Here is a 23,879-nt window from a genome sequence, read left to right on the forward strand (position 1 = left end):
GATTTCCTATGCGGCAAGAAGGCTTATCATATCGGGACGAAAACCAGCCCAATGTTTGTCACCCGCAACAACAACTGGTACCTGTTGGTAACCTAACTTTCTAACTAATTCAAGCGCTTGGGTATCTTTTGTTAAGTCAATTATCTGATAAGCGATTTGCTTGCGGTCTAAGGCTTGATAGGTGGCATTACATTGAACGCAGTTGGGCTTACTATAAATGGTAATCTTATTCATCATATTCACCTTTTAAATTTCTAAGAGCATCTTGGCATGTGATACCCAAAGACTATATATAGATTGAAAATTTATCAACCACACAATATATAGTGAATAGTGAATGTTGAATGATAATTATTCTAATTATCTGCTAGGTTGTTATTTATATTGAAAATAAAAAAATGGGGTATTTGATGATTCCGTTTGCCACACTAAGAAAAAATAGCATTGCAATGTAGAAATAATTTACTCTATAACTGTATATACAATCAGGTAAATGAATCCTTTTAAGGAGATACTATGTACCATCAATATTTAGCGACACCAGATAAATTTCCTAAGCCGTGGGTCCATATTACGGCGGATGACGAAGGGATCACGAGCCTCTATTTTGTTGATGAAAAAACAGAAAAAGAGAGTAAAAACGAGCACTCCAAACTGTGTGCTAAAGAATTAAAAGAATATTTTAACCACAAAAGAAAAACGTTTACGGTGGCGTTAAACCCCCATGGCACAGAGTTCCAAAAGAAAGTATGGAAGCATCTATGTGGGATCCCTTATGGGGAGCGTTGGAGTTATAAGGATTTAGCGTTGAAGTTAGGCTCTGCCAATTATTGCCGTGCGGTGGGAATGGCAAATTCACGTAATCCCATTTCATTAATCGTGCCCTGTCACCGTGTGTTAGGCCATGATGGTAAGTTAGTGGGATACACGGGGGGATTAGATATTAAAGATTGGCTGCTATTACATGAGAAGTAAAATCTAAATAATTCGCTATAGGTGATACTATTAGTTGGATTAATTGCTATTGATAAGAATAATTGGCGAAAGCAGAGCGGAAATAACCAATAAATAATATATTTTTATCATTTTAGTTGGTTTTCGTGATCTAGGTTGTAGACAAGTAACTCAGAGATCTGATGTACTGAGCTTGATACAGATGGTGTGTCTATTTTATTTTAAAGGTAATAATTTGATGTCTAAAGTTAAAGGTAACGTTAAGTGGTTCAACGAATCTAAAGGTTTTGGTTTTATCACTCCAGAAGATGGCAGCAAAGATGTTTTTGTTCACTTTTCTGCGATTGCTAGCGATGGTTTCAAAACCCTAGCGGAAGGCCAGAAAGTTGAATTTGAAATCACTGAAGGTGCTAAAGGCCCATCTGCTGTAAACGTTGTCTCTCTGTAATTTTAATAATTAACAATTAGAAACGAACAGCTATAAACTCGCTCTAGTTAACTGGAGCGAGTTTTTTTATGGAAAAAACTGAGGAATGATTGGCAATAAAAAACCTGACTCGGTTTCCCAAATCAGGTCTCTAGGTGAATAAATGAATAAATTGAGTACTTATTTCACTTCTTCGCCTTTAGCTTGCAAGTCAGCATGGTAAGATGAGCGTACAAAAGGCCCACAAGCTGCATGGGTAAAGCCCATTGCCATCGCTTCTTCTTTCATCTCATCGAACTCTGCAGGGCTTACGTAGCGTTTTACAGGTAAATGGTGACGGCTCGGCTGCAAGTATTGCCCAAGGGTCAGCATGGTTACGCCATGGCGACGTAAATCCCGCATAACCTCAATGATTTCAGCATTAGTCTCACCAAGGCCAACCATCAAACCTGATTTGGTTGGGATATCAGGATGAGCTTCTTTGAATTTTTCGAGTAATTTCAGTGACCATTCATAATTTGCACCAGGGCGAACTTGGCGATAAACACGTGGCACGTTTTCAAGGTTGTGGTTAAACACATCAGGTGGTGTTGCCGTTAAGATTTCTAATGCGCGATCCATACGGCCACGGAAATCGGGGACTAGGGTTTCGATTTTAATCGATGGGCTTTTCTCGCGAATAGCACTGATACAATCCGCAAAATGTTGTGCGCCACCATCACGCAGATCGTCGCGGTCAACAGAGGTGATCACCACATAACGTAATGCCATGTCTTTGATCGTTTGCGCTAATTTTTCAGGCTCATTTGCATCGGGTGCGTTAGGACGGCCGTGGGCAACATCACAGAATGGACAGCGTCTGGTACAAATAGCCCCTAAGATCATAAAGGTAGCTGTACCATGATTAAAGCATTCAGATAGATTTGGGCAGGAGGCTTCTTCACATACGGAGTGAAGGCCATTTTTGCGCATCGCTGCTTTGATACCTTGTATACGTGTTGAGTCAGCGGGAAGCCGAATTTTCATCCAGTCAGGTTTGCGTAGAATTTCTTCGCGTTCAGTCACCACATTTTTGACAGGGATCAGCGCCATTTTGTCGGCGTCACGATATTTAATTCCGCGTTCTATCTGAATTGGTTTACTCATAATATGACGGTTCCAGTTATCTTTTATGCTGATGGATAAGTTCTAATTCTAAACAAAATACAGGGAGCGCCGTAACTCACCCATTAAAAAATTTTTTAAAAATGTTAAAAAATTATAGCATTATTATTGAACAATATGAAATCCCAGTGTGTCACAGAATTGGCTAATTAGCACAGGCTGAACATCAGATAATGACACTTTGGGGGCGAGGTCACAGACTTGAGTCATTTTCAACTCACTGTAACCACACGGGTTTATACGGTTAAACGGCTCAAGATCCATATCAATATTTAATGCTAACCCGTGGAATGAGCAACCTTGGCGAATGCGTAACCCAAGAGAGCAAATTTTTTCCCCATTAACATAAACACCAGGGGCATCAGGGCGAGGGTAAGCTTCAATATTAAAATGGGCTAGAGTGTTTACCACCGTGTTTTCCAGCGCAGTGACGAGTTCACGTACGCCAATTTTATTGCGCTTTAAATCAAGCATAACATACATGACTTGCTGACCAGGGCCATGATAGGTGACTTGGCCGCCTCTATCGCTTTGAATGACAGGGATATCTCCAGGAGCTAAAACATGTTCAGCTTTCCCTGCTTGCCCCTGAGTGAAAACACGCGGGTGCTCAACAAGCCAAATTTCATCAAGGGTTTTTGCGGTGCGACACTCAGTAAATTGGTGCATGGCATCAGAAACCGTTTGATAAGGTGCATGGCCAAGTTGGCGAATGATGATGCTTCTGTCTGACAAAATTTTGTGTCCAACGGTTCAAATGAAGGCAGTATAACTCCGCAAAAAGCATATCTCCAGTTTGCTTTGTTATTAATTTGTTATTTATCTAACCCATAAAACAAAAAAGCCGAACAGCAGTGATGCTATTCGGCTTGTCAGTTAAGCGTTCATTAAAGAACAACTTTCACTAATTCTAATGCACCTAATTCACTATACAAGGTTTCAACTTGTTCAATATGGGTGGCATTAATGGTAATCGACACTGAGTGATAATTACCTTTGCTGCTTGGTTTGACATCAGGGGCATAATCACCTGGTGCGTGGCGTTGAACCACTTCAATCACTTGATCAACCAGTTCAGGCTGTGCCAAGCCCATTACTTTGTAAGTTAATGGACATGGGAACTCAAGCAGTTCACCTAATTTCGTTTTCATGGGCACTCCTAATTTTTTTAAATTGTGTCGCTGGTTGAAAAAGATTGGCTGGTATCAAACCAGCCAATGAGTTGTCTTCATCCAACAAACATATTGATACTTACTATATGGGGATGACTTATTTTCGTTTCAAGGGCTAGCCGAACCAGCGATGGAATAACAGTTTAATATAGTCGATTAGGCGACTGAAAAAACCACCTTCTTCAACATCTTTCAGCACCGCTAATGGGTGCTGCTCGATAGTTTTGCCATCTAGTTGGAAGCTAATTGTCCCCACCTGCTGGCCCTTTGTTAATGGGGCCTGCAGCTCTGTAGTGGATAGTTCATAGCTGGCTTTCAAGTCTTTTAAACGACCACGCGGTATAGTCAGGTAGAGATCTTCGACAACACCGAGTTTGACCTCGTTTTCATCACCAAACCAGACGGGTGCACTGGCAAAATCGACCCCTGCTTGCAGTGGTTTTACTGTTTCATAGAAACGGAAGCCATAAGTTAATAATTTTTTACTTTCTGCATCACGGCCTTTGCTACTTTTGCCGCCCATAACGACAGAAATTAAACGCATGTCACCTTCAGTTGCAGAGGCAACTAGGTTGTACCCTGCGGCATTAGTGTGACCCGTTTTGATCCCATCAACTGCGAGGCTCTTATCCCATAACAGGCCATTACGGTTTGTTTGGCGGATATTGTTAAAGGTAAACTCTTTTTCTTTGTAGATAGCATATTCTTCAGGGACATCACGTACGAGTGCTTGGCCAATCAGTGCCATGTCTCGTGCTGAACTATACTGCCCATCGGCATCCAAACCATGAACCGTTTGGAAATGGGTATTTTTCAAGCCCAGTTTATTCACATAGCCATTCATTAGCTGAACGAAATTGGTTTGATCACCCGCGATATGATCCGCCATCGCGACACAGGCATCGTTACCTGATTGCAGGTTAATACCGCGCGTTAACTGAGAAACACTGACGCGATCGCCTGGTTTTAAAAACATCAATGAGGAGCCTTTAAACACAGGATTTCCTGTTGCCCATGCATCTTCACCTACCGTGACCATGTCATTCGCACCAATTTTACCTGATTTAATCGCTTGACCAATCACGTAGCTCGTCATCATTTTGGTTAAACTAGCAGGATCACGGCGCTGATCTGCATTACTTTCAGCGAGGACTTTTCCTGAATTATAATCAATCAGAATATAAGCTTCTGCATCAATTGGCGGTGCCGCAGGAATTGAGGTATTTGGAAAAGTTTCATTAGCAGTTGCAATATTGGCAGTCAAAAGCAGCAGTGCAGAACCCAGCACAGTGTGACGCACAATGCGTGATGGAGCGACATTATTCATGGTTGTACCATTACATCCGAAATTCGGTTAACACAAGGAGGCGCAGTGTAGCAAAAGAGTGAGTGAACAAAAAAGCCCCTTTTACATTGCGCCAATCATTTTATTGCATTTTATCTTTTTCATATGTGAAGTGGTGTTATCTCTTTCCCCTTCACATATTTGAAGCCTTAAGGTGCGATAACCATCGAAGCTTGGTTGCGTTCGGACTGCAAACGCCCTTGAACCTCGACAGCTTGTTGTCTTGTACTAAATGGCCCTAATTGTACGCGGTAAATTCCATTATAAGGTTGGAGACGACCAGGCACATTAAACTGGTTTTTTAACTCATTTAGCATCGATTGTGCATTGGTTTGGCTACTAATTGCCCCTGCTTGAACTAAAAAGCCGCGTTCAGGTACCGCTTCTTCACTCGCAGCTTGAGGCGCAGGTGTAGGCGTTGGTGTTTGCAAGCTCATGTCAGGCATGGTGGGTTGCATTGGTTCTTTAGGTTGTTGAACTGGCAGTGCATTTTCTGGCGTTGGTAAATTTTCCATTACAGGTGTGCCCATTGGGCCTGAACCTAATTGTGGACGTCCTGGCAGGGCATAGCTTTGTTTGACAAAGTTGGAGCCAACGGTACCTGCACCAGATAAACTGCCATCTTGTGCAACTGAAATTGCATCAATTTTGATTTTTGTTGTCGGCATTAAATTTAAGCGATCTGCCGTTGCGCGGGAAACTGCAATACTTTTACCTGGGATGTAAGGGCCACGGTCATTAACACGAACGACCATCATACGGCCATTCATCATATTAGTAATGCGAACATAGCTTGGGATAGGTAACGTAGGATGCGCAGCCGTTAATTCAACGGGGTTTACGCGCTCACCAATTGCGGTCATATTGCCAGTCGATTCAGCACCGTAAATTGATGCATAACCGACTTGTGAAAACTGAGCTGGATCGCGAACAATTTGATATTGTTGCCCATTACGGGAATAGTCGTTATTTGCCGTCGGATGATATGGCTCATAATGAGGCTCTGCACCTAATACATCTTGTGTTGGCACATTTGTCGGCACTTGTGGTGCCTGCTTAACGTCTTCTGTCACACAGCCACTGAGTAGCGCGGCAGTGATGCCAAGCATTATCCATTGTAAACGCATACTAAGCCTCATTTTATAAACTTTTGGATAGAAATTTTCGGTGTGTATGTATCGACATGATAATACCGAACCCAGCCATTAATACAATTAAGGCAGACCCCCCATAACTCACCAAGGGGAGGGGGACGCCAACAACGGGTAATATACCACTTACCATGCCGATATTAACAAATACATAAACAAAAAGGATTAAGATCAAACCGCCAACCATCACTCGGCCAAACGTATTCTGTGCACTCGCGGCGATATACAGCCCACGAATGATTAGCAGTATATAGAGACCTAAAAGAATAAGAACACCAACCAAACCCAGTTCTTCTGCCAGTACAGCAAAAATAAAGTCGGTATGCCTTTCTGGTAAGAACTCCAGTTGAGATTGCGTACCATGTAACCAACCTTTGCCCATGAGCCCACCAGAGCCAATGGCGATTTTAGATTGAATGATATGGTAGCCAGCACCTAACGGGTCTGTTTCAGGATCGAGTAGCATCATCACGCGAGCTCTTTGATAATCATGCATCAAGAAGAACCATAACAGCGGGATAAAGGCGGCAAGTGCGATGGCTGCAACGGCGATAAGCCGCCAGCTCATCCCCGCAAGAAAGAGAACAAACAGCCCTGAAGCCGCGACTAAAATAGAGGTTCCAAGGTCAGGCTGTGCGGCAACGAGTAGTGTTGGAACAAAAATCAGTATTAAGGCAATCAGTGTATTTTTAAATGAAGGCGGGCACGAATCGCGGTTCATAAAGCGCGCTACCATCAGAGGAACGGCTATTTTAGCGATTTCAGATGGCTGAAAACGTACAAAGCCTAAATCTAACCAACGTTGAGCCCCTTTACTTATTTGCCCGAACACATCTACAAAAATCAGTAAAATCACGCAAAAAATAAATAAGTGCGGCGCCCAACTTTCATACATCCGAGGAGGAATTTGTGCCATCACAATCATGACAATAAAACCTGTGGCAATTTGCCCAAGTTTTCTTTCCATCATTTCAGGGTCTTGCCCACTAGCGCTCCACATGATAAACGCGCTGTAAGCAAGTAATGCAATAATGATCAATAACATAGGTACATCTATGTGCAGACGCGTTGATAATGAATTTTTTCTCTTATCGTCAGTCATAATCTTTATTGCTCATAAAAAAGGTTCTTAAAACACGCATTAGCGATCTTCCCCCACACCTGCTGCTGATGAGACAACTTCAGTTCGGTTATCGCCAAGCAGGACATGGTCAAATATTTGGCGAACAATATCACCAACTGCTGGACCTGCACCGCCGTTTTCTAAAATAATCGCGATAGCAATTGTTGGCTTATCATAAGGTGCATAAGCAATCATTAATTTGTGGTCACGTAAATGTTCTGCCAGCTTACTTGCATTATAGGTTTCATAGCTGAAAACCTGTGCAGTTCCTGATTTGGCAGCCACTTTATAGGGGGTGCCAATAAAGCTGCGACGACCCGTACCGTTCGGCGCATTTGCGACACCATACATACCGTGTTTAGCCAGTTCCCAATATCCCGAATGAATGTCACCAATTTGCTTGGTTTCCTTATCTTCATAAGGCACCATTGCGTTACCCAGTTTCGTGCCATACAGCAGGTGAGGGGTTTTGACTTGGCCATCATTGATTAACGTCATCAATGCTTTAGACATTTGGATTGGTGTTGCTGTCCAGTAGCCTTGACCTATTCCAACAGGAATTGTATCCCCTTGATACCAGGGTTTTTTATAACGCTTTTGCTTCCATTCTCGGGTTGGCATGATACCTGAACGTTCTTCTGCAAGGTCAATGCCTGTGTATTCTCCGAAACCAAAACGCGTCATCCACGCAGAAAGACGGTCTATCCCCATATCATAAGCGACTTGATAGAAGAAAGTATCCGCTGATTCAACAATCGATTTAACAACATTTAATTTACCGTGCCCCCAACGTTTCCAGTCACGGTAACGTTTTTCTGAGCCAGGAAGTTGCCACCAGCCAGGGTCAAAAATGGTGGTATTCGGTGTGATCACTTTTTCGCTTAGGGCAGCAACCGAAATAAATGGTTTTACCGTTGATGCAGGAGGATAGAGCCCCTGAGTGGTGCGGTTAATAAGCGGTCTATCTGGGTTATTTAGCAACGCCTGATAATCTTTGTTCGAGATACCATTAACAAACAAGTTTGAGTCATAACTCGGGTTTGATACCAAAGCCAGTATTTCTCCATTGCGAGGGTCGGTTACGACGACAGCGGCGCGGCTGGTGGTTAACAGTTTTTCGATATAAGTTTGTAGTTCTAGGTCGATAGTGAGATAGATATCACGCCCTGCTTGAGGCGGTTGCTCATGTAACTGGCGGATCACGCGACCGCGGCTATTGACCTCGACTTCTTCATAGCCTGTTTTACCGTGCAAGATATCTTCGTAAAAGCGTTCAATGCCTAATTTTCCAATATCGTGGCTCGCAGCATAGTTTGGCAATACGCCTTCTTTATCCAAGCGTTCTACGTCTTTATCGTTAATTTTTGCGACGTAGCCAATCACGTGAGTTAATGCGGATCCATAAGGGTAAGAACGGCGCTGGTAGCTTTTGACCTCTAAACCAGGAAAGCGGTATTGATTAACTGCAAAGCGCGCTACTTGTACTTCATTAAGTTGAGTTTTCAGTGCAATAGAGGTAAAACGGCGTGAACGTTTACGCTCTTTTTCAAAGTTAGTGATATCTTCATCGGTTAAATCGACAACATTGCGTAATTTTTCAAGTGTTTCTTTTAAATCATCGACTTTTTCAGGAATGATTTCTAGTTGATAGAATGTGCTGTTAAGCGCAAGTTGTGTTCCTCGTCGGTCATAAATAATTCCGCGGCTTGGCGCAATAGGGACTAATTTGATTCGGTTATCATTTGAACGAGTTTGATAATCTTCATGACGAACAATTTGCAGATGATACAAATTAGTGACAAGAATGGCAGTCAAAATAACAATCACGCCGAAGGCAATAAGCGCTCGGCGAATAAATAAGACAGATTCAGCGGTATGGTCGCGAAAAGGGGTGCGTTGTGTTTTCATCCCATTGCCATTTTGAACATATTAAAACCTGACTATTCCCTGTGGTAAGGGTGATTAGTCGTAATACTCCATGCCCGATAAAGACTTTCGGCAACAAGGACTCGAACTAAAGGGTGTGGTAGCGTAAGTGGTGACAATGACCAACTTTGCTCCGCTGCTTCTTTGCAAGCAGGGGCAAGGCCTTCGGGACCACCAATCAACAAGCTGACATTTCGACCATCTTGTTTCCATTTATCAAGTTGGACAGCAAGTTTGGGGGTATCCCAGCGGTCACCTGGAATATCCAGTGTGACAATGCGATTACCTTTCCCTACTGCGGCAAGCATTAACTCGCCTTCTTTTTCCAAAATACGCTTGATATCGGCATTTTTTCCACGTTTTCCTGCTGGAATTTCCGTTAGTTCAAACGGCATATCTTTAGGAAATCGGTGGAGATAATCCATAAAGCCGGTCTGAACCCAGTCCGGCATTTTTGTTCCAACGGCAATGAGCTGTAATTTCAACCTCAGCTCCAGAGTTTTTCTAATTCATACATACGGCGACTTTCATCTTGCATGATGTGAACGATGGCATCGCCAAGATCAACAACAATCCAATCAGAAATTCCTTGCCCTTCAACACCTAACGGCATTAACCCGTTTTTACGGCAAGCGTCAATCAACCTGTCAGCGACGGACATCAAATGGCGGCTTGAGGTTCCTGTACAGATGATCATCTGATCGGTAATACTTGATTTCCCTTGAACATCGATAGTGATGATATCTTCGGCTTTCGCATCATCGAGACTTTCGATAATAAATTTTTGGAGTTCAGTTCCTTGCAAAAGGTTCACCTTTTATTCAAACAAACAGAATATGATGTTAAATACTGTTTGTAGTTTATAGACAAATAGTTTGCTGCCAATAAACGAATTAGACTCATTTTCAGCAGAGTCATTTTACCCTAGATTTTAAGAAAAATCGGCTAAATTCTTTTTTATTCATTTTGAAGTGAAATTTATAGGGATATCTGCTCATTTGGGCAAGAAGTTTGTGTTAACTTTACAAAATAACAAAAGAAATTTTTACCCTAACAAATATTTTAGAATGGGATGAACAGAGTGCAAATAATTAAGCCTCAAGTGTTTATGTTTGAAGGGATTAATCACCTCCCGATAGAAATACAGGATGACATCGCTCCTATTGTGGAATCCATAACCAATCTATCGAGTGTTTCTTGTACAGCGGGGGCGTTGGGAGTGGTCTGTTCATTATCGAATCTATCCGAATTAATCGGGTTATTTCCTGCGAATATACCTATTTTAACGGGAGATAAATTGCAAGATATACCCCACTGGGATGCTTTTTTAACGCAATTATATACCTTGCAACGGCTTGAATATTTGCAACAGCGGTTAACTCATCATGAAATAATTCAATTTCATAGTCGTCATAAATATTTGATTATGGCGTACTCCCCTGTGGGGTATCAATTAACAGGTCGTCTAGTGGCGACTATTCGCAAAGGCAGTAATTTGACGTTATTTTTTAATCAATATAAAGCGAGCTTGATGGAAATATTTGCAACCGTAGCGCCTAAAAATATTCAAGTAAATGCACTTAGCCATATGCAAGGCTATTTTAAACATAAAGCAACTCAAGACGAGAAAAAACGATTGTTGTGGTTAATTAATGATTATCGAGAAGGTTATTTGCCCATTAATCGGCCATTAATGATGATGCAGCAATTGCTACAGCAATATCCCGATGACTACCTCAAGGGGCAATATTTCTTTGCGCCTTACCCTAACTGTAATGTATTAAGAGAAAGGCCTTATCGTTGGTAAAGACCTTGCTGGTGAATATACTGTAAAACAGCTTCAGGAATTAAATCACGGCAGCTATCACCTGCAATTAATTTTTGGCGTATCTCTGTAGCGGAAATATTAATAAGCGGTGTATCCCCTAAAAAAATATAACCGTGGGGTGTACTGCGCAATTTTTCGGGCTGGGCTGTTTTATGTTGTGAAAGCCATGCTTGCATTTTCGGGTCAGTAAATTGTGTTGCATACCCTGGACGTGAGCAAACCAGTAAATGGCAGTTATCTAATATTTTATCCCACCCGTGCCAGGTATTAATGGAAAGTAATGAGTCTTGCCCAATAATAAACGCTAAAGGTTGCGTCGAGCCCTTTTCTTGGCGTAATTCTGTCAATGTTTCAATGGTATAAGATGGCGAATTTTTTTCGAGTTCCCGTGTATCAATTGTAAATAACGGATTACCTTGAATGGCTAATTTTACCATTTCTAATCGTTGGGATGGGCTTGCTTCAGGCTGCGGGCGATGAGGCGGAACGTGGTTTGGTAGCAAAAGAACCTTTTGTAACCCAACTTGCTTTGCGAGTGCTTGAACAGGGCGCAAATGACCATAATGGATGGGGTCGAATGTTCCGCCAAATAAGGCTTGCAGACCCGTATTTTTTTTTTGAAAAGCAAGCTGATTAACCATGAATAAAATTCTCTGCAAATGATTTGCCACACAGCAACATAGACAGGGATTGAAGATCGGGCCATGCAGAATGGCTAAAGTCTTGTTTAATGTGAACCTCTGCTTGAGTTAATAACATGAGTGCAGATTGTAATTGATGCAAACTTAAACGTTGCAAAGCTTCAGTCATCACGCCACGGCGGTTCTGCCAGACCTTGTGTTGGTCAAATAAGGTTTTTAAAGGTGTAGTCGCTGATTGGCGTTTTAAGGTGATCAACAGCATTAATTCTCGTTGGATTGAGCGCAATAAAATAACAGGTTCAACATCTTCATGTTGAAGTTGCTCAAGAATATGCCATGAGCGGCGAGATTTCCCCGCTAATAGGGCATCAACCCAATGAAAAGGGGTGAAATGTGCGGAATCATTCACCGCGCTTTCAACTCGTGGGTAGGTCAATTTGCCATCGGGGTAGAGTAATGAAAGTCGCTCAAGAGCTTGAGCTAACCCCAATAGATTCCCTTCATAACAATAGCAAAGCAATTGGTTTGCTTCAGCTTCGAGGGATAACCGCATATTGTATGCGCGCTTAGACACCCATTGAGGCAAGCGTTGGTATTCAGGCGTTAAACAGCTGACATAAATCGCATCTTGGCTAATAGCTTTAAACCAAGCACTGTTTTCTTGGGCTTTGGTTAACTTGTGCCCACGCAGCACCAACAGTAAATCGGCGTGCAATAATTGAGAAAGCTGGTTTAATTTTTCCGCCATTGCCGCATTTGGGCCATTTTCGGGGAGCAGTAAAGTGAGTGTTTGACGGCTGGCGAATAAGCTCAGTGCTTGGCACAAGCTAAAAATTTCATCCCAATCCGTGTTTTGCTCAAGGGCAAAAGTAAAATGCTCTTCGAACCCTTGCTCAATAGCGGCTTTACGAATCGCATCCTGACTTTCTTGAAGAAGAAGGGGCTCATTGCCCCAAATTAAATAGCGGCCTCTTAGAGACTCTTGTAACGAAGAGGCCAACTGTTCAGGGTAAATACGCGTCATTATGGTTGCGTGTTAGCTTCAGCGGCTTGAGCTTTCGCTTTTTCAAGTTCAGCTGAGTGAACCAACAGTAACTTGCGGACGATATTGCGTGCCGCCTGCTCTTGCATTTCTTGCTTAACAATCTCTTTTTCCGCATCTTTTGCAAGTGCTTCTAATGGGTTGTCAAAGAAAGTACGTTCTACACGGCTTTGCAGCGGGTATATTGCACCATCTGGCATTAAAACCTGCGCATTCATCGTGAACGTTAATTGTTTCTCAGCAGCTTTACCATCTTGATAAATCGATACAGTTTCAGTGTTTTCACTGGAACTTGTGATTTTCAAAATAGGGACGCTCGCGTTGCCTGTTTCGAGGATCGTCACGTTATTGAGTCGCAATTGTTCCCGAAGGGCACGTGTCAGGTAGCCGTATGGATCGTTTGAACTCAGCTGCAATGTTTTCAATTCTTCAGGAATTTGCGTTGTTCCTTGTAAACGAAAACCGCAACCTGCGGTAACGAGTACCGCAAGACTCAAAAATAAAGTTATTAGATAACGCACCTGGCCTCCTTATCAGCCAACAGCCTAATATCAACCTACAACAAGGTTAAGCAATTTGCCTGGAACATAGATTACTTTGCGAATACTCACCTCTTCAAGGTATTTTGACACGCTAGGCTCTTGTTGCGCCATTTCTAAGACAAATTCTTGTGTCGCATCGGCTGGAACGGTAATACGACCACGCACCTTGCCATTGACTTGAACGACAACCAACTTAGTGTCATCAATCATGGCTTTTTCATCAGCAACAGGCCACTGTGCGAAATCGATGTCTGTTTGATGACCCAAAGCTTTCCACATTTCAAAGCAAGCATGTGGGATAATAGGTGACAGCATCAGTGTAATGGCTTCGAGAGACTCTTGGACTAATGCACGGTCTTGCTCGGTTTCTTGCGGAGCACGGACTAATTTATTCAAGAACTCCATGATCGCGGCAATTGCCGTGTTAAATGCATAACGGCGACTAAAATCATCAGAGACTTTAGCGATTGTTTTGTGTAGATCACGGCGTAAGTCTTTTTGCTCTGTCGTTAATGCACTGATATCTAAAGGAGATGTTGCGCCTTTTTGAGAATGTTCATGCACTAAACGCCAAACACGGCGAACGAATCGGTTGGCGCCTTCAACGCTAGACTCTTGCCATTCAAGGGTTAGCTCAGGCGGTGCTGCAAACATCATGAATAAACGAACCGTATCTGCGCCGTATTTTTCGACCATTAATTGTGGGTCAATACCGTTATTTTTAGACTTAGACATTTTGCTCATACCAGTATAAACCAGTTCATGGCCTTCATTGTCTACAGCTTTAGTAATACGGTTTTTGTCATCACGTTCAACAATGGCATCAGCAGGGGAAACCCAAACACGTTGTCCATCGCTTCCCGTGTAATAGAATGCATCAGCAAGTACCATGCCTTGGCACAGTAGGCGTTTTGCGGGTTCATCGGAGTTGACCAGCCCTGCATCACGCATCAATTTGTGGAAGAAACGGAAATACATTAAGTGCATGATAGCGTGTTCAATACCGCCAATATATTGGTCTACAGGTAACCAGTAGTTAGCTGCGGCTGGGTCTAACATACCGTCATCATATTGAGGGCAAGTATAACGTGCGTAGTACCAAGAAGATTCCATAAAGGTATCGAAGGTATCTGTTTCACGTAGTGCAGGTTGACCATTAATGGTCATTTTCGCCCACTCAGGATCTGCTTTAATCGGGCTGGTAATGCCGTTCATCACAACATCTTCAGGCAAAATCACAGGCAGTTGATCTTCTGGAACAGGAACGACAGTGCCGTCTTCCAATGTTGCCATTGGGATTGGCGCGCCCCAGTAACGTTGACGTGAAACACCCCAGTCACGTAAGCGATAGTTGACTTTACGTTGGCCTGCACCCAGTGCAACAAGTTTGTCTGAAATCGCATTGAAACCAGCTTGATGGTCTAACCCGCTGAATTCACCTGAATTAATCAGTGCGTTTTTCTCCGTCATGGCTTCTTGGGATAAATCAGGCTCGTTGCCTTCTGCATCAGCAATGACGGCTTTAATTGGCAGATTGTATTTGTGAGCAAACTCCCAGTCACGTTGGTCGTGAGCAGGGACGGCCATAACCGCGCCAGTACCGTATTCCATTAATACAAAGTTTGCGACCCAAATTGGCAGTTTTTCTTGAGTCAATGGATGTACAACGAATAAGCCTGTTGCCATCCCTTTTTTATCCATCGTTGCCATATCCGCTTCTGCGGTTTTGGTGTTACGGCATTCATCAATAAATTGCGCTAATTCAGGATTATTCGTAGCGGCTTCTTTTGCTAAAGGGTGACCTGCGGCAACGGCAACATAAGTTGCACCCATAAAGGTATCAGGGCGAGTGGTATAAACCGTTAAGGTTTCATCGCGGTCAGCAACATTAAAGGTGATCTCAGTCCCCTCGGAGCGGCCGATCCAGTTGCGTTGCATCGTTTTAACTTGCTCAGGCCAATCTTCCAATTTGTCCAGATCGTTGAGCAACTCTTCTGCGTAGTTAGTAATCTTGATGAACCATTGTGGGATTTCTTTGCGCTCAACTGGGGTATCACAACGCCAGCAGCACCCATCAATGACTTGTTCATTAGCCAGAACGGTTAAGTCATGTGGACACCAGTTGACCGCTGAGGTTTTTTTATACACTAAACCCTTTTCATACAGCTTAGTGAAGAACCATTGTTCCCAACGGTAATATTCAGGGGTACAAGTCGTGACTTCGCGATCCCAATCGTAACCGAAGCCGAGCATTTTAAGCTGGCTTTTCATGTAATCAATATTGGCATAAGTCCATGGCGCAGGAGCAGTGTTATTTTTAACCGCAGCACCTTCAGCAGGTAGACCAAACGCATCCCAACCAATTGGTTGGAGAACGTTTTTCCCCAACAAACGTTGGTAACGAGAGATAACGTCACCCATGGTGTAGTTACGTACATGGCCCATGTGTAGTCGACCAGAAGGGTAAGGTAGCATGGACAGGCAGTAGTATTTTTCTTTGCTGTTGTCTTCAGTCACTTTGAAAGTTGCTTTTTCATCCCAGTGACGCTGTACTTTAGGCTCTATATCTTCTGGACGATATTGTTCTTGCATGGCACCGATAATCCTATGGTGAATAAATGCTACATTTGTAGCGTGAATGTCTTTCTTAATTAAGATCCGCATAGCATAGCGGATCCTCACCGAAAACAACAATAGTTGATTAGCTGAACCTTCGGGGGAAGCTGGATATTGCTTTTCGGGGAACGGAGTCAGAATATTTTACTCTGATAACCAAACAACTTAACTAAAAAAACAGTGAAATGGTAGTGGTTTGTTGAACTATTTCAAATTCAGTAAGTGGTTATTTGTCTATAGACGTAAAACGGCACATTTATATTATGTACAAAAGAGCATCAATCCCTTAATAAGATGAAAATATTACGCATAAATTAAGGGGAAGATTAAAGATGAGGAGAAGATTGAGTGGTTAAAATGAAAGCACAATGTCACTGTGGTGTGGTAAAGTTTACAGTGGCTTTAACTGATGGGCTTAATACTGCTAGGCGTTGCAACTGTTCTTTTTGCTCCATGAGAGGAGCCATCGCGGTTTCTGCGCCATTATCTGGAGTTAATATTCTTGAAGGTGAAGAAAAGCTAACTCAATACCGCTTTAATACTAATCAAGCCGTACATTATTTTTGCTCAGTGTGTGGCATTTACACTTTTCATCAAAGACGTTCGAACCCAGAAGAATATGGCATTAATGTGGCATGCTTAGAGGGCATTTCTCCATTTGATTTTGCTGAGGTGAAAGTGATGGATGGAATACATCATCCAAAAGATGGTGGTGGTGGGGTTATTGGGCAGATTATTTATAAAAAGTGGCAGAAAACCTAATGGTTTTCTGCCATGTAATAACTGAATTTAGTGCAAGATTTTAGCGAGGAAATCTTTTGCTCTATCAGACTGAGGATTAGCAAAAAAGTCTTCTTTTTTACTGTCTTCGACAATCTTGCCTTCATCCATAAAAATAACGCGATTAGCTACTTTTTTGGCGAAGCCCATTTCATGGGTCACCACCATCATGGTCATTCCTTCATTGGCGAGCTCAACCATAACATCGAGCACTTCATTGATCATTTCAGGGTCAAGGGCCGATGTGGGTTCATCGAACAACATGGCGATAGGATCCATACACAGCGCTCGAGCAATAGCGACACGTTGTTGTTGTCCCCCTGAAAGCTGAGCAGGGAATTTATTGGCATGGCTGGATAAACCTACGCGTTCCAATAATTTCAAACCTTTTGCCTCAGCTTCCTTTTTATCGCGATTTAACACTTTAACTTGCGCCAGTGTTAAGTTTTCAATAATGGATAAATGTGGAAATAATTCAAAGTGTTGGAATACCATCCCCACTTTAGAACGTAGTTTTGCAAGGTCTGTTTTTTTGCTATTGACTTGAATATCATTCACAAAAATCTCACCCTGCTGAATAGGTTCTAAGCCATTCACTGTTTTTATTAATGTGGATTTACCCGAACCAGATGGCCCACATACGACGACAACTTCACCTTTTTTAACTTCAGTTGTGCAGTCTGTGAGCACCTGAAATTGGCCATACCATTTGGATACATTTTTCAGGGTAATCATGAAACAGTCCTTTTCTTAAGATAATTCACTAACATTGAAGCGCCAAAACTGATAATAAAGTACACCAGACCTGCAAACAGTACCATCTCTACCTGTGTGCCATCTCGCTCACCAATATTTGTGGCGGTACGGAAGAAGTCGGTTAAGCTCAGGACATACACAAGGGATGAGTCCTGAAATAACACAATACCTTGTGTTAATAACAGTGGTACCATCGCTTTAAACGCTTGCGGTAACACGACGAGTCTCATGGTTTGCATTTGTGTCATGCCTAGCGCTAACGCAGCAGAGGCTTGTCCACGGGAAATGCTTTGAATACCCGCACGAATGATTTCGGAATAATAAGCCGCTTCAAAAAGAGAGAAGGCTATCATTGCTGAAATCAAACGAATATCATTTTTTGGTGATAAGCCTAGAACATTTTGTAATAAGCTTGGAACGATTAAATAGAACCATAACAAGACCATAACGAGTGGAATGGAACGGAACGTATTCACGTAAAGCGCAGCAAACCAGCTAATTGGCTTGAAAGTTGATAAACGCATGACCGCCAAGACGGTTCCCCATAAAATCCCCACTACAATAGCGGTTAATGTGATTTTAGCCGTTACAATAAAGCCATCAATTAAGAAGGGCATGCTTGGGGCAATTGAGCTCCAATCAAAATCATAAATCATTTTATCGCCCTCCTAATGTGCCAGGTAAGCGAACTTTACGCTCTAATAGCGCCATCAAAATCATAATGATGACGTTAATACCTACATAAGCTAATGTAATTGCAGTGAATGATTCCCATGCGTGAGCTGAGTAATCGAGCAGCTTACCTGCTTGTGCCGCCATATCGACTAAGCCGATGGTGGAGGCAATGGCAGAGTTTTTCACCAAGTTCAACATTTCTGAGGTCATTGGTGGCAAGATCACGCGATACGCATTTGGCAATAATACGTAACGATAGGTTTGTGGCAAGGTTAAGCCCATCGCTAACGCTGCGCTTTTTTGCCCTCTAGGCAGTGATTGTATTGCCGCGCGTACCTGTTCGGTCATACGTGCTGCGGTAAATAACCCCAGACATAACATTGAAGAAATAAAAAATTGATAGTTAGGATCTAACTCCATTTTAAACCAATCGCCAATTGAGCGGGGAAGCAGCTCAGGGATCACTAAATACCACGTGAAGAATTGCACGATGAGTGGCACGTTACGGAATAATTCCACATAAGCGGTACCTAAAAAGGCTAAAAAGCGGTTAGGGACTGTACGTAAAATACCGAAAAATGAACCGACTAAGAATGCGATAATCCATGCGCAAATAGAAAGTGTGACAGTGACTTCTAGGCCAGATATTAACCACCCTAAATAAGTGGTATTCCCAAACGGGGCTTCCTGAAGGAATATTCCCCAATTCCAATTAATTGACATAATTTTGACTTCCTGTGGGCAATTAGATTGTCCCGAATACTGTGAAGAGTGAGCAAGGCGGGGAACGACCGCCTTGCAACCCTTACTTCCAGTAACACCCTGTTTGTCTTTTTTATTAGTTTAGTGCTTTGTCATTTGGCGCTTTAAACAGTGCTTTCATTTCATCGGACAACGTAAACTTCAGATTCAGATTTTTTGGTGGGATAGGTTGGTTAAACCAACGATCAAAGGATTTTTCAGCTTTGCCTGAGGTTTGTGCGGTTGCGATAGTTTCGTCAACCAGTGCTTTGAATTGCGGGTCGTCTTTACGCAACATACAGCCATAGGCTTCTTCAGTTTGTGGCTTACCAACGATTTCCCAAATTTCAGGTTTTTTCGCTTTAGCACGTTCACCCGCTAGCAGTGCGTCATCCATCATAAAGGCAACGGCACGGCCAGATTCTAAAGTACGGAATGAATCACCATGGTCTTTGGCGCTGATAATGCGCATTTTCATGTTTTTTTCGTCATTTAATTGATTTAACAGGATTTCAGACGTTGTACCAGAGGTTACAACAACGTTTTTCCCTGCTAAGTCCGCAAAATCTTTGACGCCAGAATCGTTCTTAGTCAGTAAGCGTGTACCAACCACGAAAATTGTGTTGGAGAACGCCGCTTGTTTTTGTCTTTCTATATTATTGGTGGTTGAGCCACACTCGAAGTCAAAGGTGCCATTTTGTAACAATGGGATACGGTTTTGCGACGTAATTGGGATTAATTTCACTTGCAGATCTGGCATATTTAATTTTTTCTTCACTGCATCAACGATTTCGTTTGAGTAATCCTGTGAATAACCAACGACTTTCTGGTTATTGTCATAGTAGGAAAACGGTACAGAAGATTCACGGTGACCAACAACAATGACACCGTTATCTTTGATTTTTTTCAGAGTCCCGTTTAGCTCGTCTGCTTGAACTGCGCAGGTCGCACCTAAAATCATCATTGATAATACAAGCTTACTTATACGCATAATTACAGCTCCTTTAGAACATCGGTGTAAACCCGTCATATTTCAAAGGTGACCTGTCATGGAACGAGGTTACACTTGAATGACGTTAGTTTTGTTGTGTTATGTTTGCTGATGTGTCGAGGATTTCGATAACGCCACGATCATCGGCTGTATGTTTTATTATTGTTAAAAAGTAATTAAATTTGTTAACTAATGAAAATGGATTGTTTCAATTTCGGGAGCTATCTCGCATATTATTTGGTGCATTCTTGAATCAGCGCACTAATATGGTGAATAACGACTAAAAATTGTTTAAAACTGATAATCGCGCACTGTTAGGGTGCAAACTATCGCCACTTTCATTCCTGTATAAGATGTAGCAATTTCTGTGCCGAGTTTTAGAGATAGGTAAGTTTTTGTTTATCGAAAAGGGAAATGTATTTGTAAAGTTAGATGATGCTACTTGTACGGAATGTTTTGCTGTGTAAGATGTAACCTCCATTTAACTTATAGATGGCATAACGGTTTTAGTCAAAGTTAGATTTCTACCGTTATTATTGCTAAAGTTGTTTAATTGGTGTTATTTCAGGAAGATATACCGAGAAACGCATGAACAGGCATTTAAAATTAGGTAAAGGATTAGTGATATTCGCCTGTCTGATGGTATTGATTTGTATGAATCAGCGCGCCGTCGGAGAGCGTCTATTTGCCAATTTTTTTGTGCCGAACGTTTTAGTTCACGCACAAAGTCATGCTCGATCTAACCTTACCTATACCGATAAATCTCAATTAGAACAAAGTGATAGCAGTACGCATCTTTCTAGTTGTGAGCTTAGTGCTAAATCATTAATCACTTTGCTACCTGCTGTTATCGAGCCTTTCTTCTTTATGTTTCTTGCTTTAGCTGCATTAATGGTATTTTGCACTAATCTATTTATATCTAGAGCAAACAATGAAGAAAAGCATGCCCCTCCAAGAGTCAGACGACACTTACAGTTTTGTAATCTTCGGAATTAGCGCACAACGAATTTCAATTCGTTGGTGTAATTTATTCTGGAGGAAACAATGCGTTTTTTAATTAATTCATTTTTGATTTTATTTGCTCTATTTTCGAGCAGCTTACAGGCTGCGGATACGGGGTGGCTGCAACCTGCAAAAACTGGGTGGATGAGTGATAACACCCCAATGCATGCACAAGTGCGTTTGCTGAGTTCGACTCAACAGGACGATGGCAAAATTGATATTTTGCTGGATGTGAAACTCGATGATGGTTGGAAGACCTATTGGCGCTCACCAGGAGAAGGGGGCGTCGCACCTGAAATCGTTTGGTCAACACCCGTCGATACAATAGATTGGCAATGGCCCGCACCTGGGCGTTTTGATGTGGCTGGGGTGTCAACTCAAGGCTATATGGGCGATATTATTTTCCCCATTACAGTCTCTAGCAAAGACAAACTCGATAAATTAACAGGTGTTTTAACGTTATCGACATGTAGCAATGTCTGTATTTTAACCGATTATCCTTTTGAGCTTGATTTAACGGAGCCAGCCCCCGCTGATTTTACGTGGGCTTTTAACCAAGCCAAAGGGGCCGTGCCACCAACGAGTGGTTTGGTTGAGCAAGCAAAAGCGGGTTTTGCCAATGAAAAATTGGTTATTGAGCTGCAAAAAAATTCAGGTAGTGCATGGATTAAACCAAATATTTTCACTGATGTAGTCGATGGCGCTGTTTTAGGGGTGCCAGTGATTAAAACATCAGGGAATAGCCTTACCGCAATCATTGATGTAAGTGATGATTGGGGGGGGGAATCACCAAACTTAACAGGAAAAAACGTATCATTTGTGGTCACTGATGGTGACATTTCCCAGCAAATTAGCAGTGAAGTGACGCCATTTACTGGCACAATTAGCCCAAATGGAGCAGGAAGTACAATTTCGTTGTGGCAAGTGGTCTTGTTCGCTGTCGTTGGCGGACTAATTCTTAATTTGATGCCATGCGTTCTTCCTGTGCTTGCAATGAAACTCGGCTCCGTATTGATGGCGCCACAGGGTGAACAAAAAACCATTCGTCGTCAATTTTTACTCTCTTCCTCTGGGATCTTAGTTTCTTTCTGGTTACTCGCTCTGTTGATGACGCTGTTACGTGTTGGCCAGCAAGCAGTTGGTTGGGGAATTCAATTCCAAAACCCATGGTTTATTGGTTTTATGGTTCTAGTTACCGCATTGTTTACAGCAAATTTATTCGGTTTATTCGAAATTAACCTTGGCAGTAAAGCGAATACACGCCTCGCGACAGCGGGGGGACAGGGGAATAGTGGGCATTTCTGGCAAGGCGTATTTGCAACGTTATTAGCCACTCCGTGTTCTGCACCATTTTTGGGCACCGCTGTAGCCTTTGCGCTCGCCGCGCCAATGAGTGAGTTATGGTTAATTTTCACTGCATTAGGTATTGGAATGAGTTTACCTTGGTTACTGATTGCCGCTTTCCCTGCTATTGCAAAATTACTTCCGAAACCTGGCACATGGATGCTGAAATTACGCGCGGTGCTTGGCTTGATGATGTTAGTGTCTAGCCTTTGGTTAATTAGCTTATTAATTCCTCATTTTGGTGCAACCTACTCCACCGCGATTGCCATGATATTCTTAGTCTTGCTGGTGGTCTTTATTGCTATCAAAAAAGGGATAAAAGCGGCTATTTTCCCCTTAGTATTATTTACATTGTTTGCGGGCACTTTTGTTTGGATGACCCAAGGACAGCAGGCAGGAAGTCGCTCATTAGTCAAAGATACAGTGAATTGGCAACCTTTAACTGAGCAGGCAATTACCGATGCCCTAGCACAAAACAAACGCGTTTTTATTGATGTAACGGCAGAGTGGTGTGTTACCTGCAAGGCAAATAAATACAATGTACTATTAAGAGATGATATTCAGCAGCTATTAGGTGAGCCAGATGTTGTCGCATTACGTGGAGATTGGACCAAACCGTCTCCTGAAATTACTGCGTTCTTGCAAAAACGTGGGCAAGTCGCAGTTCCTTTTAATCAGATTTATGGCCCTAACTTGGCCGACGGCGAGGTGCTGTCAACAATACTTGACCGTGAATCGTTAATCTCAGTTATGAATCAGGCCAAAGGAGCCACAAAATGAAAAAAACAATTTTAGCTGTTCTATTTTCATCTCTCATGATGGGGGCAACAGCTCAAGCCGCCCCATTAACGGCAGACCAAGAAGCGCAAGTGCGTAAATTGGTACGTGATACGTTAGTTGAAAACCCAGAAATTTTGGAAGAAGCTATTGTTGCGCTGCAAGCGAAGCAAGGTGAAAAACAACAAGCGCAGATGAAAGAAACGCTAAAAGCCGAGCACAATGCCTTATTTAACGACCCAACAAGCCCGCGGATAGGTAAAAAAGATGCCAAGTTGGTGTTAGTTAACTTTACCGATTTTAACTGCCCATATTGCAAACGTTTTGACCCACAACTGATGGATATCGTGAAAAAATACCCAGATGACGTTGCAGTGGTGATCAAGTATTTACCATTTAAAGGCCAAACATCGTTAGATTCAGCACAATTAACCATGACACTCTGGCAAGAAGACCCGAAAGCATTTGAAGCATTGCATCATAAATTTATGCAAAAGCAAGGCATGCTGTCAGATGCAAATATCAAAGATGCGCTCAAAGCAACGGGTAACGACAAGCTTAAAGCGAGTGAGAAAAGCCGTGAAGGCATTCGTACAAATATGATGTTAGCAGAAAAACTTGGGGTAAACGGAACGCCTGCAACGCTGGTGGGTGATGAGATGATCCCAGGGGCTATCGATGCACAGCAGTTTGAAGAGGTGGTGAAGGAGCAGCTAGCTAAGCTCAAATAATATCCTCGTTATCCTCGTCATACTTCGCGCTGTGGCGGTGTTGGCTCTATCCTCGTCATACTTCGTGCTGTGGCGGTGTTGGCTTCGTTTACTAACCCTAGTCACATACTTGTGTATGCTCCTAGGGCTTAGTTTCACTTGCCGCCTAGCC

General features: G+C 42.5%; 25 protein-coding genes. 7 read left to right on the forward strand and 18 right to left on the reverse strand.

Translation table 11 applies throughout. From position 1 onward, the window contains the following. Window positions 1-6: 6 nt before the first annotated feature. Window positions 7-234: a glutaredoxin-like protein NrdH gene (nrdH, locus tag PSF27_RS19035; RefSeq protein WP_206085251.1), complete on the reverse strand. Its 228-nt coding sequence runs from the start codon at window positions 232-234 to the stop codon at window positions 7-9. Window positions 235-516: 282 nt separating this feature from the next. Between nrdH and PSF27_RS19040 the strand changes: the two genes are divergently transcribed. Together PSF27_RS19040 and cspE are read left to right on the forward strand one after the other, a co-directional pair. Then, window positions 517-975: a methylated-DNA--[protein]-cysteine S-methyltransferase gene (locus tag PSF27_RS19040; RefSeq protein ID WP_206085252.1), complete on the forward strand. Its 459-nt coding sequence runs from the start codon at window positions 517-519 to the stop codon at window positions 973-975. A 217-nt stretch (window positions 976-1,192) separates the two neighbouring features. Further along, entirely contained in the window at window positions 1,193-1,402 is a 210-nt protein-coding gene (cspE, locus tag PSF27_RS19045) for a transcription antiterminator/RNA stability regulator CspE (RefSeq protein WP_206085253.1), read from the forward strand. Window positions 1,403-1,561: 159 nt separating this feature from the next. Here cspE and lipA read toward each other — a convergent pair whose 3' ends face one another. The 9 genes from lipA to rsfS all read right to left on the reverse strand — a co-directional run bounded on the left by lipA (window position 1,562) and on the right by rsfS (window position 10,076). Further along, a complete protein-coding gene (lipA, locus tag PSF27_RS19050; protein ID WP_206085254.1) occupies window positions 1,562-2,527 on the reverse strand; it encodes a lipoyl synthase in 966 nt (321 codons plus the stop codon). A 123-nt stretch (window positions 2,528-2,650) separates the two neighbouring features. Further along, window positions 2,651-3,214: a lipoyl(octanoyl) transferase LipB gene (lipB, locus tag PSF27_RS19055; protein WP_241016873.1), complete on the reverse strand. Its 564-nt coding sequence runs from the start codon at window positions 3,212-3,214 to the stop codon at window positions 2,651-2,653. Between the two features lie 218 nt (window positions 3,215-3,432). Further along, a complete protein-coding gene (gene ybeD / locus PSF27_RS19060) occupies window positions 3,433-3,696 on the reverse strand; it encodes a DUF493 family protein YbeD (protein WP_047756149.1) in 264 nt (87 codons plus the stop codon). 136 nt (window positions 3,697-3,832) lie between these two features. Beyond that, on the reverse strand, window positions 3,833-5,044 hold the full coding sequence (gene dacA / locus PSF27_RS19065; protein WP_206085256.1) for a D-alanyl-D-alanine carboxypeptidase DacA: 1,212 nt from the start codon (window positions 5,042-5,044) through the stop codon (window positions 3,833-3,835). A gap of 167 nt (window positions 5,045-5,211) precedes the next feature. Further along, window positions 5,212-6,189 carry an endolytic peptidoglycan transglycosylase RlpA gene (gene rlpA, locus PSF27_RS19070; RefSeq protein WP_206085257.1) on the reverse strand — a complete coding sequence of 326 codons (978 nt, stop codon included), beginning with the start codon at window positions 6,187-6,189 and terminating at the stop codon, window positions 5,212-5,214. A 13-nt stretch (window positions 6,190-6,202) separates the two neighbouring features. Next, window positions 6,203-7,315 carry a peptidoglycan glycosyltransferase MrdB gene (mrdB, locus tag PSF27_RS19075; protein ID WP_272539839.1) on the reverse strand — a complete coding sequence of 371 codons (1,113 nt, stop codon included), beginning with the start codon at window positions 7,313-7,315 and terminating at the stop codon, window positions 6,203-6,205. Window positions 7,316-7,354: 39 nt separating this feature from the next. Continuing rightward, entirely contained in the window at window positions 7,355-9,244 is a 1,890-nt protein-coding gene (gene mrdA / locus PSF27_RS19080; RefSeq protein WP_272682076.1) for a peptidoglycan DD-transpeptidase MrdA, read from the reverse strand. A 32-nt stretch (window positions 9,245-9,276) separates the two neighbouring features. Further along, window positions 9,277-9,747, reverse strand: coding sequence for a 23S rRNA (pseudouridine(1915)-N(3))-methyltransferase RlmH (rlmH, locus tag PSF27_RS19085; RefSeq protein WP_206085260.1), 471 nt, complete (start codon window positions 9,745-9,747; stop codon window positions 9,277-9,279). Window positions 9,748-9,749: 2 nt separating this feature from the next. After that, a complete protein-coding gene (rsfS, locus tag PSF27_RS19090; protein ID WP_206085261.1) occupies window positions 9,750-10,076 on the reverse strand; it encodes a ribosome silencing factor in 327 nt (108 codons plus the stop codon). Window positions 10,077-10,343: 267 nt separating this feature from the next. On the opposite strand from rsfS, the gene PSF27_RS19095 reads away from it, so the two are divergent. Further along, complete coding sequence (locus PSF27_RS19095; RefSeq protein WP_272574310.1) at window positions 10,344-11,069, forward strand: DUF1722 domain-containing protein; 726 nt, start codon at window positions 10,344-10,346, stop codon at window positions 11,067-11,069. On the opposite strand, the gene nadD is transcribed toward PSF27_RS19095, so the two are convergent. From nadD to leuS, 4 genes are read right to left on the reverse strand one after another with little or no spacing between them, the layout of a single operon-like run. Next, entirely contained in the window at window positions 11,057-11,731 is a 675-nt protein-coding gene (gene nadD / locus PSF27_RS19100) for a nicotinate-nucleotide adenylyltransferase (RefSeq protein WP_272574311.1), read from the reverse strand. The genes PSF27_RS19095 and nadD overlap by 13 nt on opposite strands. Beyond that, a complete protein-coding gene (holA, locus tag PSF27_RS19105) occupies window positions 11,724-12,755 on the reverse strand; it encodes a DNA polymerase III subunit delta (RefSeq protein WP_206085264.1) in 1,032 nt (343 codons plus the stop codon). The genes nadD and holA overlap by 8 nt, the downstream gene beginning before the upstream one ends. Beyond that, window positions 12,755-13,294 (reverse strand): LPS assembly lipoprotein LptE, encoded by a 540-nt coding sequence (gene lptE / locus PSF27_RS19110; protein WP_206085265.1) that lies wholly within the window; start codon window positions 13,292-13,294, stop codon window positions 12,755-12,757. Before lptE ends, holA begins: the two co-directional genes overlap by 1 nt. Window positions 13,295-13,324: 30 nt before the next feature. Further along, the gene (leuS, locus tag PSF27_RS19115) at window positions 13,325-15,907 is read right to left on the reverse strand and encodes a leucine--tRNA ligase (RefSeq protein ID WP_272682081.1); all 2,583 of its coding nucleotides are present in this window, start codon (window positions 15,905-15,907) and stop codon (window positions 13,325-13,327) included. Between the two features lie 381 nt (window positions 15,908-16,288). Here leuS and PSF27_RS19120 point away from each other — a divergent pair, with 381 nt between their 5' ends. Continuing rightward, complete coding sequence (locus PSF27_RS19120) at window positions 16,289-16,693, forward strand: GFA family protein (RefSeq protein WP_272682082.1); 405 nt, start codon at window positions 16,289-16,291, stop codon at window positions 16,691-16,693. A gap of 27 nt (window positions 16,694-16,720) precedes the next feature. On the opposite strand, the gene PSF27_RS19125 is transcribed toward PSF27_RS19120, so the two are convergent. From PSF27_RS19125 to PSF27_RS19140, 4 genes are all read right to left on the reverse strand, one after another. Continuing rightward, window positions 16,721-17,446 (reverse strand): amino acid ABC transporter ATP-binding protein, encoded by a 726-nt coding sequence (locus PSF27_RS19125; protein WP_272682077.1) that lies wholly within the window; start codon window positions 17,444-17,446, stop codon window positions 16,721-16,723. Then, on the reverse strand, window positions 17,443-18,120 hold the full coding sequence (gltK, locus tag PSF27_RS19130) for a glutamate/aspartate ABC transporter permease GltK (protein WP_206085472.1): 678 nt from the start codon (window positions 18,118-18,120) through the stop codon (window positions 17,443-17,445). Before gltK ends, PSF27_RS19125 begins: the two co-directional genes overlap by 4 nt. Window positions 18,121-18,124: 4 nt before the next feature. After that, window positions 18,125-18,865 carry an amino acid ABC transporter permease gene (locus tag PSF27_RS19135; protein WP_272574312.1) on the reverse strand — a complete coding sequence of 247 codons (741 nt, stop codon included), beginning with the start codon at window positions 18,863-18,865 and terminating at the stop codon, window positions 18,125-18,127. Between the two features lie 115 nt (window positions 18,866-18,980). Further along, on the reverse strand, window positions 18,981-19,874 hold the full coding sequence (locus tag PSF27_RS19140; protein WP_206085269.1) for an amino acid ABC transporter substrate-binding protein: 894 nt from the start codon (window positions 19,872-19,874) through the stop codon (window positions 18,981-18,983). A gap of 588 nt (window positions 19,875-20,462) precedes the next feature. On the opposite strand from PSF27_RS19140, the gene PSF27_RS21245 reads away from it, so the two are divergent. From PSF27_RS21245 to PSF27_RS19150, 3 genes are read left to right on the forward strand one after another with little or no spacing between them, the layout of a single operon-like run. Further along, entirely contained in the window at window positions 20,463-20,870 is a 408-nt protein-coding gene (locus tag PSF27_RS21245; protein ID WP_442958955.1) for a metal resistance protein, read from the forward strand. A gap of 48 nt (window positions 20,871-20,918) precedes the next feature. Beyond that, entirely contained in the window at window positions 20,919-23,000 is a 2,082-nt protein-coding gene (locus PSF27_RS19145) for a protein-disulfide reductase DsbD family protein (RefSeq protein WP_272682078.1), read from the forward strand. After that, complete coding sequence (locus PSF27_RS19150) at window positions 22,997-23,728, forward strand: DsbA family protein (RefSeq protein ID WP_272682079.1); 732 nt, start codon at window positions 22,997-22,999, stop codon at window positions 23,726-23,728. Before PSF27_RS19145 ends, PSF27_RS19150 begins: the two co-directional genes overlap by 4 nt. Window positions 23,729-23,879 lie beyond the last annotated feature (151 nt).

The sequence above is a fragment of the Providencia sp. PROV129 genome, from assembly GCF_028482245.1.
GTDB classification, from domain to species: Bacteria; Pseudomonadota; Gammaproteobacteria; order Enterobacterales; family Enterobacteriaceae; genus Providencia; species Providencia vermicola.

What these genes read in the sequence shown, in the direction of transcription:
- PSF27_RS19040 (WP_206085252.1), top strand. Translation starts at nt 517, where the DNA reads ATGTACCATCAATATTTAGCGACACCAGATAAATTTCCTAAGCCGTGG.
- PSF27_RS19120 (WP_272682082.1), top strand. Translation starts at nt 16,289, where the DNA reads ATGAAAGCACAATGTCACTGTGGTGTGGTAAAGTTTACAGTGGCTTTA.
- cspE (WP_206085253.1), top strand. Translation starts at nt 1,193, where the DNA reads ATGTCTAAAGTTAAAGGTAACGTTAAGTGGTTCAACGAATCTAAAGGT.
- PSF27_RS21245 (WP_442958955.1), top strand. Translation starts at nt 20,463, where the DNA reads ATGAACAGGCATTTAAAATTAGGTAAAGGATTAGTGATATTCGCCTGT.
- ybeD (WP_047756149.1), bottom strand. Translation starts at nt 3,696, where the DNA reads ATGAAAACGAAATTAGGTGAACTGCTTGAGTTCCCATGTCCATTAACT.
- rlpA (WP_206085257.1), bottom strand. Translation starts at nt 6,189, where the DNA reads ATGCGTTTACAATGGATAATGCTTGGCATCACTGCCGCGCTACTCAGT.
- nrdH (WP_206085251.1), bottom strand. Translation starts at nt 234, where the DNA reads ATGAATAAGATTACCATTTATAGTAAGCCCAACTGCGTTCAATGTAAT.
- lipB (WP_241016873.1), bottom strand. Translation starts at nt 3,214, where the DNA reads ATGCACCAATTTACTGAGTGTCGCACCGCAAAAACCCTTGATGAAATT.
- nadD (WP_272574311.1), bottom strand. Translation starts at nt 11,731, where the DNA reads ATGGTTAATCAGCTTGCTTTTCAAAAAAAAAATACGGGTCTGCAAGCC.
- PSF27_RS19145 (WP_272682078.1), top strand. Translation starts at nt 20,919, where the DNA reads ATGCGTTTTTTAATTAATTCATTTTTGATTTTATTTGCTCTATTTTCG.
- PSF27_RS19125 (WP_272682077.1), bottom strand. Translation starts at nt 17,446, where the DNA reads ATGATTACCCTGAAAAATGTATCCAAATGGTATGGCCAATTTCAGGTG.
- PSF27_RS19140 (WP_206085269.1), bottom strand. Translation starts at nt 19,874, where the DNA reads ATGCGTATAAGTAAGCTTGTATTATCAATGATGATTTTAGGTGCGACC.
- PSF27_RS19135 (WP_272574312.1), bottom strand. Translation starts at nt 18,865, where the DNA reads ATGTCAATTAATTGGAATTGGGGAATATTCCTTCAGGAAGCCCCGTTT.
- holA (WP_206085264.1), bottom strand. Translation starts at nt 12,755, where the DNA reads ATGACGCGTATTTACCCTGAACAGTTGGCCTCTTCGTTACAAGAGTCT.
- mrdA (WP_272682076.1), bottom strand. Translation starts at nt 9,244, where the DNA reads ATGAAAACACAACGCACCCCTTTTCGCGACCATACCGCTGAATCTGTC.
- dacA (WP_206085256.1), bottom strand. Translation starts at nt 5,044, where the DNA reads ATGAATAATGTCGCTCCATCACGCATTGTGCGTCACACTGTGCTGGGT.
- lipA (WP_206085254.1), bottom strand. Translation starts at nt 2,527, where the DNA reads ATGAGTAAACCAATTCAGATAGAACGCGGAATTAAATATCGTGACGCC.
- leuS (WP_272682081.1), bottom strand. Translation starts at nt 15,907, where the DNA reads ATGCAAGAACAATATCGTCCAGAAGATATAGAGCCTAAAGTACAGCGT.
- PSF27_RS19150 (WP_272682079.1), top strand. Translation starts at nt 22,997, where the DNA reads ATGAAAAAAACAATTTTAGCTGTTCTATTTTCATCTCTCATGATGGGG.
- mrdB (WP_272539839.1), bottom strand. Translation starts at nt 7,315, where the DNA reads ATGACTGACGATAAGAGAAAAAATTCATTATCAACGCGTCTGCACATA.